This is a genomic window from Peribacillus muralis, from assembly GCF_001645685.2.
Lineage (GTDB): Bacteria > Bacillota > Bacilli > Bacillales > DSM-1321 > Peribacillus > Peribacillus muralis_A.
In genome coordinates, this window is sequence record NZ_CP017080.1 from 4716238 (window position 1) to 4733342 (window position 17105).

The following is a 17105-nucleotide window of genomic DNA, read 5'->3' on the forward strand; positions in this document are numbered from 1 at the left end:
GTAGACTACTTACTCTTTCAGCTTTATGACTAATGTTGCGATTAAATCATGCAGCTCCTTGAACGTTTCCCGATAAATGCCTTCCGAACCACCAAATGGATCGATTATGTCTCTATCATGTTTATCGTCAAGAACGTATTCTTTTAAAGTAAAAGTCTTATCGATCATATTGGGGTATCCACTGATGATGACCGCTTTATGCCCTTGGGTCATGGTGAAAATATGAGTAGCCCAATCCATTTCTTCTTTCGTCAGGTGCCTCGATTGATGACGATGCACAATGTCATTTTCAACGAGAATATTTTTAGCGTGCATGGAAGCCTCCTGCCCCGACGATGCATGAACCCCAGCCGACCTCACTTCGACACCAGGAATGTTTTTACTTGTCAATATCGCTTCTGCCATTGGGCTCCTGCAAGTGTTTCCTGTACAAACAAATAGTATTCGGATCATTTTAAAGCCTCCCTTTTTACTCATTATAAGCCATCGTTCATTTTTCTTAGTCAAAAATAACGGCACTCCCCGTATAAAAAAACCTTGCACTTGATCGAGTCGAGATTTCCAAAAAATAAAAACCGCCCCGGTTACGGAACAGTTGAGGAAGGACCGATATGCAGTTGGATTTATTTATAGAGAAAACAATAATTTCAAGCCAAAGGCACAAAGGATGCTGCCGCCAAGAATTTCACTATACACACCGAGCAACCCCTGCATTTTTCTTCCCAGTAAAAGGCCTGCCCACGTTAAAAGGGTGGCAGCAATCCCAAAGCAAAGGATGGTCACAACCGTTTTTGCACCATAAATCCCCAAGGTCAAGCCTACCGAAAAGCTATCCAGGCTTACACCTAAGGCGAAAATCAATAAGCCTTTGCCGACGGGAGCCAGCATCTTGTTTTCCCTTGAACCGGATTCATCCTTTTTTCCCGGAATGAACATTTGTATTCCAAGAATTATCAACAAAAGACCACCGGCGTACGTGGCGAAGGTCCCGAATTTTTCTGAAATGAAACGGCCTGCCCCCATACCAAGCAAAGGCATCCAAATATGAAAAATGCCTACAACCAGCCCTATCGAAAATATTTGCCTTAACCTCAGCTTGAACATTCCCATTCCAAGGCCGACTGAAAAGGCATCCATTCCCAACGCGAATGCCATAAGCAATAAGGTGATGATTTCTCCAGCAAATGTATTCATCCCAATCCTCCCTCGGACGTGCCTACTACATGTTATGCATGTCCGAAAAGAAATAGAAGGATAAAATCAGCCCTTATTCATACATGTTTTTCGTCAATGATTTGGTGACCTGCCGCCTTTTCAAGACGATTCATGACTGCAGCACCTATACCTGATTCAGGAAAACTTTCACTGAAAATGATATCCACATCCAATTCATCAAACTGACGCAAAGCATCATATAACCCTGCGGCAACTGTGTGCAACTGCGCCAAGGAACCGGGGACAACCACATAATCGGCGATATATTCAGCTTCGTGCTCAAGAGCCGTAATGATGCCTACCTTTAACCCATCCCTTCTTTTTTCATCCACAAGTCTTTGCAGGAAAGCTGGTTGACCTTTGACTAAGTATAGAGGGGCTTTCGGTGCATAGTGAGTATATTTCATACCCGGAGCCTTTGGCGCCGTATCCTGATTCTTCAAAGCGACATCCTGCTGCACGGCCCCGATGACGGCCTTCAGCTGTTCCAGGGTCACCCCGCCTGGCCTTAAAATGATAGGGACCTCCACTGTGCAATCAAGGACTGTGGATTCTACACCTACACCTGTAGTACCGCCATCGACTATGCCTGCAATCCGCCCCAATAAGTCATCCTCTACATGTTTAGCCGAAGTGGGGCTTGGTTTACCTGAAGTATTGGCACTCGGAGCAGCAATGGGCAGATCGCTCGCGCGAATGATGCCGAGGGCAACCTGATGATCAGGCATCCTCACGGCAACCGTGTCCAAGCCGGCTGTTACAAAATTCGATAGCTTGCCCGGTTTACGTCTTAAGATCAACGTCAAAGGTCCTGGCCAAAATTCAGCCATTAGCCTTCGCGCCTGTTCGGGAATGTCTTCGACAATATCCTCCAACTGGCCTTCAGAAGCTATATGGACGATCAAAGGATTATCACTTGGACGCCCCTTCGCCTCAAACACTTTTTTGACCGCTTCGTCACTTTTGGCATTCGCTCCTAGTCCATATACGGTCTCTGTCGGAAAAGCAACCACTTGGTCCGCCTTTAATAATCCAGCCGATTCTGTAATTTGGGGATAACTTTGTAAATTATCCACATTTTTATCCACTGACCAAACTTTCGTTTTCATTTTTAACACCATCGCCTTTTACCTTTTCTTTTTTTATCCAATTGCTATTATATAAACGATATTTTCACTAAATCGCACAGATTTTACTTAAAAGTACTTTGAAAGTATAAAAGAACTATACACAGAATTCAAGCTTTATCCACAAATTGTGGATAAATAGATTGAAACGGTGGATAAGTTTGTGGATATTAATCATTAATGACAGACTTTTTTGATATTTTGTTAATAACTCTGTGGATATGTTGTTCATCAAGGAGCTTCACAAGAAAAAACGAGGGCCATTGCCCTCATTTTAGAATAGATCTTTGAAAATTTCTGCAAATAGCGACTTCACTTCCACCTCAGGTTCTTTTTCCCCTTCATACAATTGTTGACCTTGTTCACGGGATACCGCTAATTCTTCTGCATTTTCAACCGCCGCGTCTTCCTTCGCTTTTCCTTCTAGGTCTGCAACCTGTTCCTCGGGTGCTTTTGCTTCTGATTTCACAACCTCTTCTCCCTTGACCGTATCAACATGTGCTGCCGGTTTCTCCGTTGCCGCTGCGACCTCTGCTTTTACCTGTTCGTTCGGAGGAGAAGACTGTTTCTCTTCGCTCGTTGCCGCATACACCTTTCCTGTCGAGGCTGACTGCCCTTCCTCTTCATCCTCGGTTATGGGACTTTGACTCACTGCCGTTCCATTCGAAAAATCGAGAAAGCACAATGGCGGAAACAAGACACACCACCAATTGGCCCCTTCACCTTCACCGAGCGTGATGATCACTGCTTCATATTCCCCTGCCGGATATAAATATTGCCCATAAAGTTTTGTCGGAAATTCTGCTTGGCCAAAATCGACTTTCACTGACTGTTCCAAACCATTCTCCTTTACGACCGCCTCCGCCTTGGCTTGAATATCAGGCAGATGAGCGGTGATTACATCCCTCGCCTCATCCAAGGAAGTAAGCTCCTGAACCCACTTCGTGATATCCTTATTAACCTCATCCCGAATCAACCTCTTAACTGCTTGATCCTTTTCTTCATCGCTATTTGCAAGTATCCGCAAACGGATTGCCTCATCCGGTATCACTTTCGTTTCCTCGGCACCGGCCACTTCCGCTTTCGGCATATATATACTTACGATCGTTCCTATCGTTAAGATTAATAGATAAATAATGGCTAAATGTTTAGTTTTCATCGCCTTCGCCCCCTCACATGAATCAGTCTCACCATTTTCCAGCTATCTTAAACTAGTAAAATAAAAAAAATGATAATCAGGTAGATTCCATGTGCAAGCCATACAAAAAAAACGTCCCGAATGAGGGACGAATCATGTTAATGCAGCAAAGACCATTCGATCTTTTTCATTAATATCGTTTTCAACGGATACCCTTGCTGCCGGAAACGTCCGCAGCAACATGTCGGCAACCGCCTGCCCCTGCCCAGCACCCACCTCGAACCCTATCAGCCCAGGTACGTTCATGATCAGCGGCAACTGCTCCATAAAACGGCGGTAAAAGTCCAGACCATCGCTGCCAGCAAATAACGCCCGATGCGGCTCATGCCCCGTTACCACTACAGACATGGATTTTTGATCATCAATCGGGATATACGGGGGATTCGATAAAAGGATGTCCACCTTTTCATTTAGTTCAATGAACGGCAAAAGCAAATCACCCTGAATAAATTGCACCTCTGCACCAAGGGCACTGGCATTTCCCTTCGCCACCTCTAAGGAAGGTGCCGCTATATCCGTGGCTGATACCGATAAGCTTGTCTCTTCAAGCTTCATCGTAATGGCGATTGCGCCGCTGCCTGTGCCAATATCCGCCAAATGGAGCTTCTGCCCTTTATTAAAAAGGGCCGGCATCTTGCGGAGTGTGTAATAAATCAACTCTTCCGTTTCAGGTCTCGGTATCAACACTTCTTCATTCACAAAGAAGGTCCGTCCATAAAATTCTTCACTTCCGATTATATACTGGATCGGCGTCCCCTCAGCATGCAGCTCCACAGCCGCCCTAAAACGCCCTAAATCAGCTTCACTCAGCTCATCATGCAGGTTCGCCAACAGCATGGAACGGGTTTGTTTCAACAAATGCTGCAACAGGATTTCGCCGGCATTGGCATCACGATCATTATCCTTTAAAAAAGAAGAAGCCCATTTCAGGGCTTCAAACACTTTCAGTGAAGAATCACTCATCTGCATTTTCCAGCCTTGAAGATTGGTCTTCCATGATCAAGGCATCCACGACCTCATCAAGCTTACCTTCCATGATTTGATCCAGCTTTTGGATCGTCAAACCGATACGGTGATCGGTAACGCGGTTTTGCGGGAAGTTGTAAGTACGAATCCGTTCCGAACGATCGCCCGTACCGACAGCAAGCTTCCTGTTTTGATCATATTCCGCCTGCACTTCACGATGGATTTTATCATATACCCTCGCCCGCAATACTTTCATGGCTTTTTCTTTGTTCTTGATTTGTGATTTTTCATCTTGGCAAGAGACGACCGTATTGGTAGGGACATGGGTCAATCGCACCGCAGACATTGTCGTATTGACACTTTGCCCTCCAGGTCCACTTGAAGCGAAAGTATCGACCCGCACATCCTTATCGTGGATTTCGACTTCCACTTCCTCCGCTTCAGGCAAAACGGCTACCGTGGCCGTAGAGGTGTGGATCCGTCCGCCAGACTCGGTTTCAGGCACCCGCTGAACGCGATGGGCCCCATTTTCGAATTTCAATTTGGAATAAGCACCATTTCCGTTAATCATGAAAATGATTTCCTTGTAGCCTCCAAGCCCAGTGGGACTTGCCTCAATCACTTCTGTCCGCCAGCCCTGAACCTCGGCAAAACGGCTATACATGCGGTAAAGGCTACCTGCAAACAATGCCGCTTCATCTCCGCCTGCAGCGCCGCGAATCTCCATGATTACGTTTTTATCGTCGTTGGGGTCCTTAGGAATGAGCAATATTTTCAGCTTGTCTTCCAGACCTTTTATCGTCTCTTCAAGCTCGCTGATTTCCTCTTTTACCATATCACGCATATCCGCATCAAGTTTATCATCCAGCATCGCCTTGGCTTCCCGGAGTTGCTCACGAACCGCTTTATACTCCTTATAAGTCGATGCAGTTTCTTGAATGCCGGATTGCTCCTTGGAGTATTCCCTTAGTTTTTTGGAATCATTGATGATTTCCGGGTCACTTAATAGTTCATTCAATCTTTCATATCTATCTTCTACTGCTTGCAATCGATCAAACAAATCATTCACCTCATAAATTTCCCCATTAAATCTCTCAATGGGAAGTAATCCATCTTTTTTTTACTATAAATAATTAGTTCAGTGCCCAGCTCAGTTCACTTCTAGGTTAATTATAGTATAGGTGAATAATCAACGTCAAAGAGGATTCAAAAATGTGGTCATTTCTTTAATTCAACATCTATCTTGTATTGAGGCACCACACCCGTGATCAGATCTTCCAGTCGTTTCTTTTCTTCCTTTCTTTGGTGATCGGTCTTGATTTTTCCCTTATCATGGACCGTAACATGAATCGTTTTGCCATTAATCCAAACCGATCCTGCTTCATAATCCGTTTCAGACTTAACGGCATCCCGAATGACAGCTATCTCCTGCCCCATGGATGGAGAATTGTTGGATGTATGGTGAGGGGTGTTGAGGATCTGGTCGGAAGGCCGTTCTGCTTCATTTTCCCAATCCTTATTGGAAACATGCTTTAAACCGCTGCCGACAAAATCCTTCCCATCACGACTTTGATCGCCATATTCCGAATCATTATTTATTGCTTGATCATTTTGACCGCATGCTGTTAGTGCAGCGAGCACGAAAGCGGCCATCAATACCATTCTGATTTTCATTTTTTTCCCTCCATTTTGATTGGTCAACAAGATCTTTTCCTCGTTATCCTTCCCAAAATGGGACAATAATTAATCTTTCATTCCGCTTCCATGTATTGGTCGATACAACCCGCAACTTGTTCATCGTTCCATCGTGTTCTTTGCTTCCATTCAATTTTACAAATAAATCATCCCATTAAAAAAATGCCTTAAGATCTCATCGATCATAAGGCACCCTCCGATTAAATATGTTCTTTGACTCCAGCTGACTGCTTACCTGGCACTTCGTGATGATGACGGCAACGGGGTTCGTATGACTCCGATGCACCCACAAGGATGATCGGTTCATCATAGGAGGCCGGTTTGCCATCAATCAAACGCTGGGTCCTGCTCGCAGGTGATCCGCACACTTCACATACTGCCTGTAGCTTAGTCACTGATTCTGCTAACGATAGCAGAACAGGCATGGGACCGAATGGTTCACCTCTGAAATCCTGATCGAGTCCAGCCATAATCACTCGATAACCGCTGTCCGCAAGATGCTGGGCAACCCCGATAATTTCATCATCAAAAAATTGCACTTCGTCTATTGCAATGATATCCAGGGGCTTGTCCAAGTACTTAAAAATATCCGTTGAGTGGGCAATCGGCTTTGCCATCACAGAAGAGCCATTATGTGATACGACAGCCTCTTCCGCATAGCGATTATCAATAGCTGGTTTAAAAACAGCGATTTGCTCTTTGGCAAATTGAGCACGGCTGACTCGTTTAATCAATTCCTCAGATTTACCTGAAAACATGCTTCCGCAAATAAGCTCGATCCAGCCCGTTTGTTTCATTACATACATGGAAACAGCTACTCCCTTCCACCTGTCGATCCATTGGCCAAAATTGAAGCGGACCCGGTTTTATATGAATTGTTACTTGTTTACAGAAAAGAAAAAACAGGCAAGAAAAATACTTGCCTGTTTTTTAAAAAGTCCGGCTTATTTAATACCGTATTTTTTGTTGAAACGATCAACACGTCCGCCAGCTTCAGCGAATTTTTGACGACCAGTATAGAATGGGTGGCACTCTGAACAAGTCTCAACTTTGATCTCTTCTTTAACTGAACCAGTTTCAAAAGTGTTTCCGCAAGAGCAAGATACTTTTGAAAGCTTGTAATTTGGATGAATTCCAGTTTTCATTCTTTTCAGCTCCTTCTGCCCTGAATCATTCGAAACAGAGTTTTATACTTCAAGGTGAGTGTCAAACACCCTCACATTTATTGTAAAAACACATGAACTCATTATATCAACTTAAAACTAGTTGTGCAACAGTTTGTTTCTTTCTCTGTTTCAAGAGCGTTTAACGCTCGCTGGTCCCTTTTTCATTTCGGACATTTCTTCATCCAACTTACTGAAAAATTCATCATTGCCTTTAGTCTGTTTTAGACGGCGGAGGAATTTCTCCGAAAAATCCGGTGAATCCGACATCGTCTTCCTGATTGCCCATAGTTTATCGAGACGGTCTTTCGGAATGAGCAATTCTTCTTTCCGCGTGCCAGAACGGCGGATATCGATTGCCGGGAAGATTCGTCTTTCGGCAAGGGCACGATCTAAATGAAGTTCCATATTACCAGTGCCTTTGAATTCTTCATAAATGACATCGTCCATTCTTGAACCAGTATCCACTAATGCCGTAGCAAGGATCGTCAAGCTGCCGCCTTCCTCGATATTCCTCGCCGCACCGAAAAAGCGTTTTGGGCGATGGAATGCAGCAGGGTCAATACCACCTGACAACGTTCGCCCGCTCGGCGGGATGACAAGGTTGTAAGCACGGGCCAGACGGGTGATGCTGTCCATCAGGATGATGACATCCCGCTTATGCTCGACAAGGCGCATCGCACGCTCTAAAACCAGTTCCGCAACCTTGATATGGTTTTCCGGCACTTCATCGAACGTTGAACTAACCACGTCACCAGCAACTGAACGTTCAATGTCTGTCACTTCCTCAGGACGTTCATCGATCAAAAGGACGATCAGTTCCGATTCAGGATGGTTCGTCGTTATCGCATTGGCAATTTCTTTAATAAGCATTGTCTTACCAGCTTTTGGCGGTGCGACAATCAGACCGCGCTGGCCAAAACCAACCGGCGCCAACACATCCATAATCCTGGTTGATAGGTTCTTCGGCGTAGTCTCCAGCTTGATTTGCCTATTCGGGTACAGCGGTGTTAAGCCTGGGAAATGAACTCGCTCTTTAGCTGACTCTGGATTATCCCCATTGACAGCCTCGACGTGGAGCAATCCATAATATCGTTCATTTTCCTTCGGCGGCCTTACCTTACCGGAAACCTTATCTCCATTCCGCAAATCGAATCTGCGGATTTGGGATGCGGAAATATAAATATCCTCCGAGCTTGGAGAATAATTGATTGGCCGCAAGAAACCGAAACCCTCTGAAGGGATGATCTCAAGGACGCCCTCCATGAATAGAAGACCATCCTGCTCGGCCTGCGCTTTCAGGATAGCGAAAATAAGTTCCTTCTTTGAAAGTTTGCTGTAATAGGAAACTTTATATTCACGAGCGTGCTCATAGAGATCCTTTAGTTTCATGTTTTCTAAATTAGAAATAGTTAAATTCATTATGACACCACACTTTTATTAATTAAACGTTTTCACCCATACAAAAAAAGAAATGGTTTGTTAGATGGAAGAAAAACCGCAATCCATGTACCCGACCAGAGTTTTCTTAGAAAGGATGATACATTTTCACATGTAAAGAAGAAAATTATTTGAAGGCTTCTTGAAGTTTGGAGTGAAAGGGCAGATATTATATATAGTGAACATTAATAGTAGACCAAGCTTTATTTTACTTTTTTTATTTTAATTATTCAACTTAAATTTTTTTAAAGAGAAAGCGAGCGATGAAACCGCTCGCTTTTTTTCGTTGGTGAATTTTCAAAACGCAATCAGTCAATCAAACCATTCGGTTTAATTTTCAGGCTGTGACGTCCATCAATGAAACGAACGGTTCCTGATTTTGCGCGCATGACCACGGATTGCGTCTCGCCGTAGTGCCCTTTGAATTGAACACCACGCAATAGTTCGCCATCCGTCACACCTGTTGCAGCAAAAATGGCATCATCTCCGCGAACGAGGTCTTCCATTTTAAGGACCCTTCCTAAATCAAGGCCCATTTTGCCACAGCGCTCCACTTCTTCTTCACTTTGCGGAAGGAGCTTGCCTTGGATTTCCCCGCCCAGGCATTTCAAAGCAACTGCGGCAATGACCCCCTCGGGTGCTCCGCCTGATCCGAATAGGATATCAACACCAGTGAGATCGAAGGCCGTATTGATGGCACCTGCTACATCTCCATCGTTGATCAATTTAATTCGTGCTCCCGCCTCACGAAGCTCGTGAATGATCTTCGAATGACGATCACGATTCAATACTGTTGCCACTACATCTTGGATATCTTTATTCTTTGCCTTTGCCACAGCCTTAAGGTTGTCCAATATGGAAGCATTGATATCTATCTGGCCAACAGCCTCAGGTCCAACGGCTATTTTATCCATATACATATCGGGTGCATGAAGCAAGTTCCCCTTATCCGCTATTGCCAATACAGCCAATGCATTCCAGCCGCCCGATGCGACGATATTCGTGCCTTCTAAAGGATCGACCGCAACATCGACCAGCGGCCCGAGACCGGTACCAAGCTTTTCGCCAATATAAAGCATTGGCGCTTCATCCATTTCCCCTTCACCGATTACAACCGTCCCTTGCATGGGAATCGTATTGAAAACATCGCGCATGGCAGTTGTTGCAGCATCATCCGCTTCGTCCTTCTTTCCTCTTCCCATCCAACGTGCAGAATTCAAAGCGGCCGCTTCCGTTACGCGAACAAGCTCCATCGATAAACTTCTTTCCATTTCCGGTTCCCCCTCATGTACACTAGCATGATTTATTTATATATTAGTATAACACATTATATCATATATAGTAACACAGTGGGGCAACAAGAAAAGGGATCAGCTTTTAAGCTGCTCCACTTCTTCTTGTGTCATTTCTTCACGCCAAATCGTTGCACCTAAACCAGAAAGCTTCTCCACAAGATGGCTATATCCACGATCTATATGCTCAAGGCCCGTCACCTCTGTAATCCCTTCAGCCATCAATCCTGCAATGACCAACGCGGCTCCGGCACGCAAATCACTCGCCTTCACTTTTGCACCATGAAGTTGGACAGGACCATCGACGATGCCTGCTCTGCCTTCGACCTTAATCTTCGCATTCATGCGTCGCAATTCATCAATATGCTTGAAGCGCGCACCATAAATCGTGTCGGTCACCATGCTGGAGCCGCACGCTTTTGTCAACAGTGACGTGAAAGGCTGCTGAAGATCCGTTGGAAACCCAGGATACACAAGCGTCTTAATATCAACCGATTTATATTTTTCACCAGGCGAGACGAATATCTGGTCATCACCTGCTTCAATATTGATGCCCATCTCCCTCATTTTGGCAGTCAACGACTCCAAATGCTGGGGAATGACATTATCGATCAAGATGCCTTCACCGACAGCGGCTGCCAAGATCATGAAAGTCCCCGCTTCAATCCGGTCTGGTATGATGGTATGTCTGCAGCCATGCAGCCTATCGACACCGTCAATGCGGATGATATCCGTTCCCGCACCCTTGATTTTCGCACCCATATTCGTCAAAAGGGTGACAACATCAATGATCTCAGGTTCTTTCGCAGCATTTTCGATCACGGTACGGCCTTTGGCCAATACGGCCGCAAGCATGATATTGATGGTTGCCCCGACACTGACGACATCCAGATAGATGCGTGCGCCCCGCAACTCGTCGGCCCTTAGGTAAATGGCTCCCTGTTCATTCGTCACTTGGGCGCCAAGTGCTTCAAAACCCTTTATGTGCTGATCTATCGGACGAGGGCCCAAATGACACCCGCCAGGCAAACCGATCACTGCCTTTTTGAATTTACCAAGCATTGCACCCATTAAATAATAAGAAGCACGTAGCTTCTTCACTCTTCCATTGGGAAGAGGCATTGAAATCATCCTGCTTGGATCCACAGTCATTTCGCCATCATCAAAGGAAACCTCGCCGCCAATTTCCTCCATTAACGCTTTTAGCATCTGTACATCCGAAATATCGGGCAAGCCTTCGATCGTTACAGGAGAGTCCGCTAAAATCGTTGCAGGTATAAGGGCGACAGCACTATTTTTTGCTCCGCTGACACGAATGCTCCCCTTTAAAGGATAGCCACCGGCAATTTTAAGTTTTTCCATAATATACTCCCTTCCACGCTAAGCACTTAGAAGCCACTTTAAAAAGTAATATTTTTCCACAAGAAAATTGCATAATCCGACAGCATTTACTATCTAGTTTCTTAGTTTACACAAAAGCAGAAAAAACATGTAAAAAAAGGTAAAAAATTTCTAATTTATGTTATTTATCATTCGACCAATGCAATCTACAGCGACTTAGCGGTAAGGCATTATGCTTCTAAACGTGAATTCCAATCCTTCAAGAACGCTTCAATTCCTTTGTCAGTCAATGGGTGGTGGAATAATTGCATTAATACTTTATAAGGAATCGTTGCAATATGAGCCCCTTTAAGAGCGGCATCCGTAATATGCATCGGGTGGCGGATGGAAGCGGCAATGATTTCCGCCTTGATATCATGGATCGCGAAAATGTCAGCAATGTCCGAAATTAAATGCAAGCCATTTTGACCGATATCATCCAAACGCCCTAAAAATGGAGATACATAAGTAGCTCCTGCCCTTGCTGCCAATAATGCTTGGTTGGCACTGAAAATAAGGGTCACGTTCGTTTTGACTCCTTGCTTTGTAAGGGCGGCAACAGCCTTTAATCCATCTGGAGTCATTGGCACTTTGATCGTGATATTAGGCGCAATCGCAACAAGTTCCTTCGCTTCAGCCATCATTCCTTCAAAATCGAGTGCAATGACTTCCGCAGAAACGGAATCCTTGACAAGGCTGGTAATTTCCCTTAAACGGTCATGAAAAGAAACGCCCTTTTCTCTTGCAACAAGGGACGGGTTAGTCGTTACTCCTGCTAATACGCCAAGTTCATGCGCTTGTTTGATTTCTTCCATGTTTGCTGTATCTATAAAGAATTTCATAAAATACCCTCCGTATGTAATCTTATTTTTCTTTCTCCATTACCCCTTGAATTCTAATTGTTCAAAAAATAGCATCGGCATTTACCTTAATTTTAAAGAAACCATTGGGGGAAAGTTCCCACCAATGGAGTTATGGCCTGCATCAGCCTGCACTTAAGGGCTTGGGACCCTGGACCGATGTTGTATTATGCTTTACCGTTTGAACCGAACTCACGGATTTTGCCAACGACCGTTTCTTTGATCGCTTCACGGCCAGGTACCAAGAATTTACGTGGATCGTAAACTTCCGCATCGCTATTCAGGATCTCACGTACAGCTTTCGTGAATACAATTTGATTTTCCGTATTCACGTTAATTTTTGATGTTCCAAGCGAAATCGCTTTTTGGATGTCTTTCGTCGGGATGCCTGTCCCGCCATGAAGAACTAATGGCTTGTTCGTTAAATCACGTACTTCTTCCATTTCTTTATAGCCAAGGTTCGGTTCACCTTTGTATGGTCCATGAACAGATCCCAATGCTGGTGCGAAGCAGTCAACATTCGTTTCTTTGACTAATTGTTCACATTCCTGAGGGTCTGCATATACAACGCCATCAGCAATTATATCATCTTCTTGTCCGCCGACCGTACCCACTTCCGCTTCAACGGATACATTGCGTGCATGGGCGAATTCAACAACCTTCTTCGTCGTTTCGATGTTCTCCTCAATCGGATGATGAGAAGCATCAATCATTACTGAAGTGAATCCAGCTTCGATCGCTTCTTTACATTTATCATAACTTGAACCATGGTCAAGGTGAATGGCCACAGGAACGGTAATTTTCATGTCTTCCAACAAACCTTGAACCATCATGACAGTCGTTTTGAAACCACCCATATGACGGGCAGCCCCTTCGGAAACGCCTAGGATGACTGGGGATTTTTCTTGTTCCGCAGCAGCTAGAATAGCTTGGGTCCACTCCAGGTTATTGATGTTGAATTGACCTACTGCATACTTTTCATCAAGAGCTTTATTAAGCATATCTTTCATAGAAACTAAAGGCATTTGATTTCCTCCTACTAGTGGGTGTGATTATCTTAAAGTTATTTCTTTCTAGATATTCCCTAAAATCAACGTAGCATACGCTCATCAATCAGAATATCTCTCCTCTTGTAGCATATCAATACATCAAAAAAACAGCAACAAATACACTATATCCAACGTTAAAATTTATTCCAAAAAAATGCGGCACATCTAAAAAAAAGATGGCCGCGGCAATTCTATAGCCAATAGTGTTAACCATTCATGACCATTAATTTGACTGAATCGGGAAGTATTCACGAACGGCTTTTCTAATATCATCAATATCGAAAGGCTTAGCAAAATGGGTCATTGCCCCTAAATCCTTCGCTTCTTGGATCATATCAAGCTCGCCATAAGCGGTCATGATTATGACCCGGATATCAGGATCGACCACCTTCATCCGTTTCAGGATTTCTATACCATCCATCCCGGGAATCTTCATATCGAGCAACACAAGATCCGGTGAATGATTATTCAGTACTTCCAGGGCTTGAATTCCATTTGCAGCTTGAAATGTATCATACCCTTCTTTATGTAAAACCTCGTTCAATAAAATACGGATCCCGAATTGATCATCAACTATCAATATTTTCCCTGACATTTTATCACCTCTTCTCTACATGATATAAAAATATCAGCCTAATCGGCATATTGCCCATACATGTATTTACTTTCACATTTTCACAAACTTGAATTCTATGTTCCTATTCGATAATTGTAACAAAATTCCTGCCCGATGGCTAAAATGAATTTATATTTTTTTGGTTTTTTTGACCCATTTAGTCAAACAAAACAATACGATCTAAATTCCTGAAGCCTGTCAATGCACAGGAAAGTCCTTTATAATAAAGGGACTATTTTTTAAAAAGGAGTCCCTGATCATGTTAAAAATTTTCTCGACACAACTAAGCGGTATATTCAAAAAAATGATGGACAATGAAGCCTTTGGAATGGAGGATGCCGGGCGCCTGCTGGCACAGGCCGCTGTTGGGGATGGCTCCATCTTCATACAAGGTTTTGGTGAAATGCAAGGTGTCACCTCCGAAGCCTTGGACGGGGCAGAGCCCTTTCCGAAAGCAAAAAGATATGAACACGGCGAAACTATTTCAAGAGAAGATCGATTTCTTATATTCACCAGGTATTCGGATGATCACGAAGCATTGAAGCTTGCACATGCACTTAGGGAAGAAGATATACCCTTTGTCGCAATATCAACCTCCGTATCGTCCAATGAAGAATCTCTCATGGAGCTGGCTGACGTACATATCGATTTACGGATCCACCGGGGATTGATTCCTGATGAAACCGGAAACCGCTTCGGCTACCCCACCCTCATTGCCGCCCTTTTTGCCTATTATGGAATTAAATTCACTCTTGAGGAAATTATACAAGAATATCAAAATGAAGAAGATTAATCTTATTGATCTACAAAAAAGGTATCGGAATGGCCCCATCCCGATACCTTTTTTGATTTACATTGGAACAGAACCAACTAGCTCTCGAATAAACCCACTACCTGCATTGTGAGAACCGGTCCATTGTCCCGTTACTCACGATTTGGTTGCATCCAATTTACAAGGCCATTTCTCGCAATAATCCCGCTTTTCACATGCCAATTGGGGCCGTTCCTCGCACATTTCTTCCGTTACTCGCCAGTTTGGAGATTAAATCGATATAATCACCGCTTTCTTTCACCATTTTGGAGCGTTACTCGCCATTTTAACGACTTTACTCGCCAGTTTCGTGCTTTCACTCGCGAGTTGCGGTTTGCATCGAATTGAACAAAAAAACTGCAGGCAATTTCGATTATTCATCGAGTTTGCCTACAGTCTGACTTAGCCACTTGATTATTAAAGTTTCTCGCTGCGCTTTAAAGACATCCCAACAAAGTCACGGAATAGTGGCTGTGGACGGTTAGGGCGTGACGTGAATTCCGGATGGAATTGAGAAGCCACAAACCAAGGATGATCCTTCAATTCAACGATTTCAACAAGACGGCCATCTGGGCTTGTTCCGGAGAAGACGAATCCAGCCTCTTCCATCGCCTGACGGTAATGATTATTGAATTCATAACGATGACGGTGACGTTCATACACAACCTCGTCATTATACGCCTCGTAAGCCTTGGTTCCCTCGATAAGCTTACATGGGTATAAGCCAAGACGAAGTGTACCGCCCAAATCTTCTACATCCTTTTGTTCTGGAAGAAGATCGATGATTGGATCTGGAGTATCCGCTTGAATTTCAGCAGAATGAGCTTCCGGCAACCCTAATACGTTGCGCGCATATTCAATGGACGCCAATTGCATGCCCAAACAGATTCCGAAGAACGGTGTTTTTGTCGTACGGGCATATTCCGTCGCGGCAATTTTCCCTTCGATACCACGATCTCCAAAGCCGCCAGGAACAAGGATGCCATCTGCATCTTGAAGAAGTTCAGCAACATTTTCTTTCGTTACGTCTTCCGAATTGACCCAGTCGATTTCAACATCGGCATCAAATGCATAACCTGCGTGCTTAAGTGCTTCCACTACAGAAAGATAAGCATCTTGCAGTTCAACATATTTTCCGACAAGAGCGATTTTCGTTTTTTTCGATAAAGACGTAACCTTTTTGACTAGTTCCTTCCAATCTTCCATATCCGCCTCGGCGCAGTCCAATTTCAAGTGGTCACAAACGATTTGGTCCATATTTTGTGCTTGAAGGGCAAGAGGGATGGAGTAAAGCGTATCTGCATCAAGGCATTCGATAACCGATTTTTTATCGATATCGCAGAATAAAGCAATTTTATCCTTCATATCTTGTGAGATCGGGCTTTCTGTACGTGCAACGATGATATTCGGCTGAATGCCAAGGCTGCGCAATTCCTTCACACTATGCTGAGTCGGTTTCGTTTTCATTTCACCAGCAGCTTTAATATAAGGAACGAGTGTACAGTGGATATACATAACATTATTGATTCCGATATCACTCTTGATTTGACGGATCGCTTCAAGGAATGGAAGGGATTCGATATCCCCTACAGTACCGCCAATTTCAGTAATGACGATATCCGCATTCGTTTCATTGCCTGAACGGAAAACCCGCTCCTTGATTTCATTCGTAATGTGGGGAATGACTTGAACCGTTCCACCCAAATAGTCGCCGCGGCGTTCTTTTCTAAGGACGGTCGAATATATTTTCCCTGTAGTCACATTGCTGTGCTTACCAAGGTTGATATCGATGAACCGCTCATAATGGCCCAGGTCCAAATCCGTCTCCGCACCATCATCCGTAACGAACACTTCACCATGTTGATATGGACTCATCGTTCCTGGATCCAAGTTGATATAAGGGTCAAATTTTTGGATCGTAACATTCAATCCCCTATTTTTTAAAAGTCGTCCCAACGAAGCGGCCGTTATCCCTTTTCCTAAGGAAGAAACTACTCCACCTGTCACAAAAATATATTTTGTCATCTCATATCCTCCTACTAGAATGTTTTCTTCATCAATACGCCGCCTTTCCGGCGGTTAAAAACCAAAAGACGCAGAGCGGTATGCCATTAATCACTTAAGATCTTCAGTGAGAGTCATGCTTGATGCATGAACAAGGATAAACTTCCGCAAAATGACAGCAAAACATAAATATGTTCTCTGTAGTTTTTACAATTCTACGAGAAATCATTTTTAAAAATAAAAAAATGATGTCATTTATACATTCCATCATTAAAAACAAAAACGCTCC

17 protein-coding genes are annotated in these 17105 nt (G+C 43.9%); 1 reads left to right on the top strand and 16 read right to left on the bottom strand.

The genetic code is table 11. From position 1 onward, the window contains the following. Nucleotides 1-9: 9 nt before the first annotated feature. The 15 genes from ABE28_RS22905 to ABE28_RS22975 all read right to left on the bottom strand — a co-directional run bounded on the left by ABE28_RS22905 (nucleotide 10) and on the right by ABE28_RS22975 (nucleotide 13980). The gene (locus ABE28_RS22905; RefSeq protein WP_064467101.1) at nucleotides 10-453 is read right to left on the bottom strand and encodes a low molecular weight protein arginine phosphatase; all 444 of its coding nucleotides are present in this window, start codon (nucleotides 451-453) and stop codon (nucleotides 10-12) included. 174 nt (nucleotides 454-627) lie between these two features. Further along, the gene (locus ABE28_RS22910) at nucleotides 628-1194 is read right to left on the bottom strand and encodes a manganese efflux pump MntP (protein WP_064467100.1); all 567 of its coding nucleotides are present in this window, start codon (nucleotides 1192-1194) and stop codon (nucleotides 628-630) included. Nucleotides 1195-1271: 77 nt separating this feature from the next. Beyond that, complete coding sequence (locus ABE28_RS22915) at nucleotides 1272-2324, bottom strand: L-threonylcarbamoyladenylate synthase (RefSeq protein WP_064467308.1); 1053 nt, start codon at nucleotides 2322-2324, stop codon at nucleotides 1272-1274. A gap of 292 nt (nucleotides 2325-2616) precedes the next feature. Beyond that, nucleotides 2617-3501: a stage II sporulation protein R gene (gene spoIIR / locus ABE28_RS22920; RefSeq protein ID WP_064467099.1), complete on the bottom strand. Its 885-nt coding sequence runs from the start codon at nucleotides 3499-3501 to the stop codon at nucleotides 2617-2619. Nucleotides 3502-3633: 132 nt separating this feature from the next. Then, on the bottom strand, nucleotides 3634-4503 hold the full coding sequence (gene prmC / locus ABE28_RS22925; protein WP_306807317.1) for a peptide chain release factor N(5)-glutamine methyltransferase: 870 nt from the start codon (nucleotides 4501-4503) through the stop codon (nucleotides 3634-3636). Continuing rightward, a complete protein-coding gene (gene prfA, locus ABE28_RS22930; protein ID WP_064467306.1) occupies nucleotides 4496-5566 on the bottom strand; it encodes a peptide chain release factor 1 in 1071 nt (356 codons plus the stop codon). The genes prmC and prfA overlap by 8 nt, the downstream gene beginning before the upstream one ends. 158 nt (nucleotides 5567-5724) lie before the next feature. Continuing rightward, entirely contained in the window at nucleotides 5725-6180 is a 456-nt protein-coding gene (locus ABE28_RS22935) for a hypothetical protein (protein WP_064467098.1), read from the bottom strand. A 221-nt stretch (nucleotides 6181-6401) separates the two neighbouring features. Beyond that, nucleotides 6402-7007: a thymidine kinase gene (locus tag ABE28_RS22940; protein ID WP_064467097.1), complete on the bottom strand. Its 606-nt coding sequence runs from the start codon at nucleotides 7005-7007 to the stop codon at nucleotides 6402-6404. A gap of 138 nt (nucleotides 7008-7145) precedes the next feature. Beyond that, nucleotides 7146-7346 carry a 50S ribosomal protein L31 gene (gene rpmE / locus ABE28_RS24745; RefSeq protein WP_053348458.1) on the bottom strand — a complete coding sequence of 67 codons (201 nt, stop codon included), beginning with the start codon at nucleotides 7344-7346 and terminating at the stop codon, nucleotides 7146-7148. Nucleotides 7347-7496: 150 nt separating this feature from the next. Next, nucleotides 7497-8786, bottom strand: a complete 1290-nt coding sequence (gene rho, locus ABE28_RS22950) for a transcription termination factor Rho (RefSeq protein WP_064467095.1) — start codon at nucleotides 8784-8786, stop codon at nucleotides 7497-7499. 326 nt (nucleotides 8787-9112) lie between these two features. Then, the gene (gene glpX, locus ABE28_RS22955) at nucleotides 9113-10075 is read right to left on the bottom strand and encodes a class II fructose-bisphosphatase (protein WP_064467094.1); all 963 of its coding nucleotides are present in this window, start codon (nucleotides 10073-10075) and stop codon (nucleotides 9113-9115) included. A gap of 99 nt (nucleotides 10076-10174) precedes the next feature. Beyond that, a complete protein-coding gene (locus ABE28_RS22960) occupies nucleotides 10175-11458 on the bottom strand; it encodes a UDP-N-acetylglucosamine 1-carboxyvinyltransferase (protein WP_064467093.1) in 1284 nt (427 codons plus the stop codon). A gap of 209 nt (nucleotides 11459-11667) precedes the next feature. Further along, a complete protein-coding gene (gene fsa, locus ABE28_RS22965; RefSeq protein ID WP_064467092.1) occupies nucleotides 11668-12318 on the bottom strand; it encodes a fructose-6-phosphate aldolase in 651 nt (216 codons plus the stop codon). Between the two features lie 185 nt (nucleotides 12319-12503). Then, nucleotides 12504-13361: a class II fructose-bisphosphate aldolase gene (locus ABE28_RS22970; protein WP_064467091.1), complete on the bottom strand. Its 858-nt coding sequence runs from the start codon at nucleotides 13359-13361 to the stop codon at nucleotides 12504-12506. A 247-nt stretch (nucleotides 13362-13608) separates the two neighbouring features. After that, the gene (locus tag ABE28_RS22975) at nucleotides 13609-13980 is read right to left on the bottom strand and encodes a response regulator (RefSeq protein ID WP_064467090.1); all 372 of its coding nucleotides are present in this window, start codon (nucleotides 13978-13980) and stop codon (nucleotides 13609-13611) included. A 280-nt stretch (nucleotides 13981-14260) separates the two neighbouring features. Here ABE28_RS22975 and ABE28_RS22980 point away from each other — a divergent pair, with 280 nt between their 5' ends. After that, nucleotides 14261-14794 carry a DUF2529 domain-containing protein gene (locus ABE28_RS22980; protein ID WP_064467089.1) on the top strand — a complete coding sequence of 178 codons (534 nt, stop codon included), beginning with the start codon at nucleotides 14261-14263 and terminating at the stop codon, nucleotides 14792-14794. Nucleotides 14795-15229: 435 nt separating this feature from the next. On the opposite strand, the gene ABE28_RS22985 is transcribed toward ABE28_RS22980, so the two are convergent. Further along, entirely contained in the window at nucleotides 15230-16837 is a 1608-nt protein-coding gene (locus ABE28_RS22985) for a CTP synthase (protein WP_064467088.1), read from the bottom strand. Nucleotides 16838-17105 lie beyond the last annotated feature (268 nt).

What these genes read in the sequence shown, in the direction of transcription:
- ABE28_RS22905 (WP_064467101.1), bottom strand. Translation starts at nt 453, where the DNA reads ATGATCCGAATACTATTTGTTTGTACAGGAAACACTTGCAGGAGCCCA.
- ABE28_RS22910 (WP_064467100.1), bottom strand. Translation starts at nt 1,194, where the DNA reads ATGAATACATTTGCTGGAGAAATCATCACCTTATTGCTTATGGCATTC.
- ABE28_RS22915 (WP_064467308.1), bottom strand. Translation starts at nt 2,324, where the DNA reads ATGAAAACGAAAGTTTGGTCAGTGGATAAAAATGTGGATAATTTACAA.
- spoIIR (WP_064467099.1), bottom strand. Translation starts at nt 3,501, where the DNA reads ATGAAAACTAAACATTTAGCCATTATTTATCTATTAATCTTAACGATA.
- prmC (WP_306807317.1), bottom strand. Translation starts at nt 4,503, where the DNA reads ATGAGTGATTCTTCACTGAAAGTGTTTGAAGCCCTGAAATGGGCTTCT.
- ABE28_RS22935 (WP_064467098.1), bottom strand. Translation starts at nt 6,180, where the DNA reads ATGAAAATCAGAATGGTATTGATGGCCGCTTTCGTGCTCGCTGCACTA.
- ABE28_RS22940 (WP_064467097.1), bottom strand. Translation starts at nt 7,007, where the DNA reads ATGTATGTAATGAAACAAACGGGCTGGATCGAGCTTATTTGCGGAAGC.
- rpmE (WP_053348458.1), bottom strand. Translation starts at nt 7,346, where the DNA reads ATGAAAACTGGAATTCATCCAAATTACAAGCTTTCAAAAGTATCTTGC.
- rho (WP_064467095.1), bottom strand. Translation starts at nt 8,786, where the DNA reads ATGAATTTAACTATTTCTAATTTAGAAAACATGAAACTAAAGGATCTC.
- glpX (WP_064467094.1), bottom strand. Translation starts at nt 10,075, where the DNA reads ATGGAAAGAAGTTTATCGATGGAGCTTGTTCGCGTAACGGAAGCGGCC.
- ABE28_RS22960 (WP_064467093.1), bottom strand. Translation starts at nt 11,458, where the DNA reads ATGGAAAAACTTAAAATTGCCGGTGGCTATCCTTTAAAGGGGAGCATT.
- fsa (WP_064467092.1), bottom strand. Translation starts at nt 12,318, where the DNA reads ATGAAATTCTTTATAGATACAGCAAACATGGAAGAAATCAAACAAGCG.
- ABE28_RS22970 (WP_064467091.1), bottom strand. Translation starts at nt 13,361, where the DNA reads ATGCCTTTAGTTTCTATGAAAGATATGCTTAATAAAGCTCTTGATGAA.
- ABE28_RS22975 (WP_064467090.1), bottom strand. Translation starts at nt 13,980, where the DNA reads ATGTCAGGGAAAATATTGATAGTTGATGATCAATTCGGGATCCGTATT.
- ABE28_RS22980 (WP_064467089.1), top strand. Translation starts at nt 14,261, where the DNA reads ATGTTAAAAATTTTCTCGACACAACTAAGCGGTATATTCAAAAAAATG.
- ABE28_RS22985 (WP_064467088.1), bottom strand. Translation starts at nt 16,837, where the DNA reads ATGACAAAATATATTTTTGTGACAGGTGGAGTAGTTTCTTCCTTAGGA.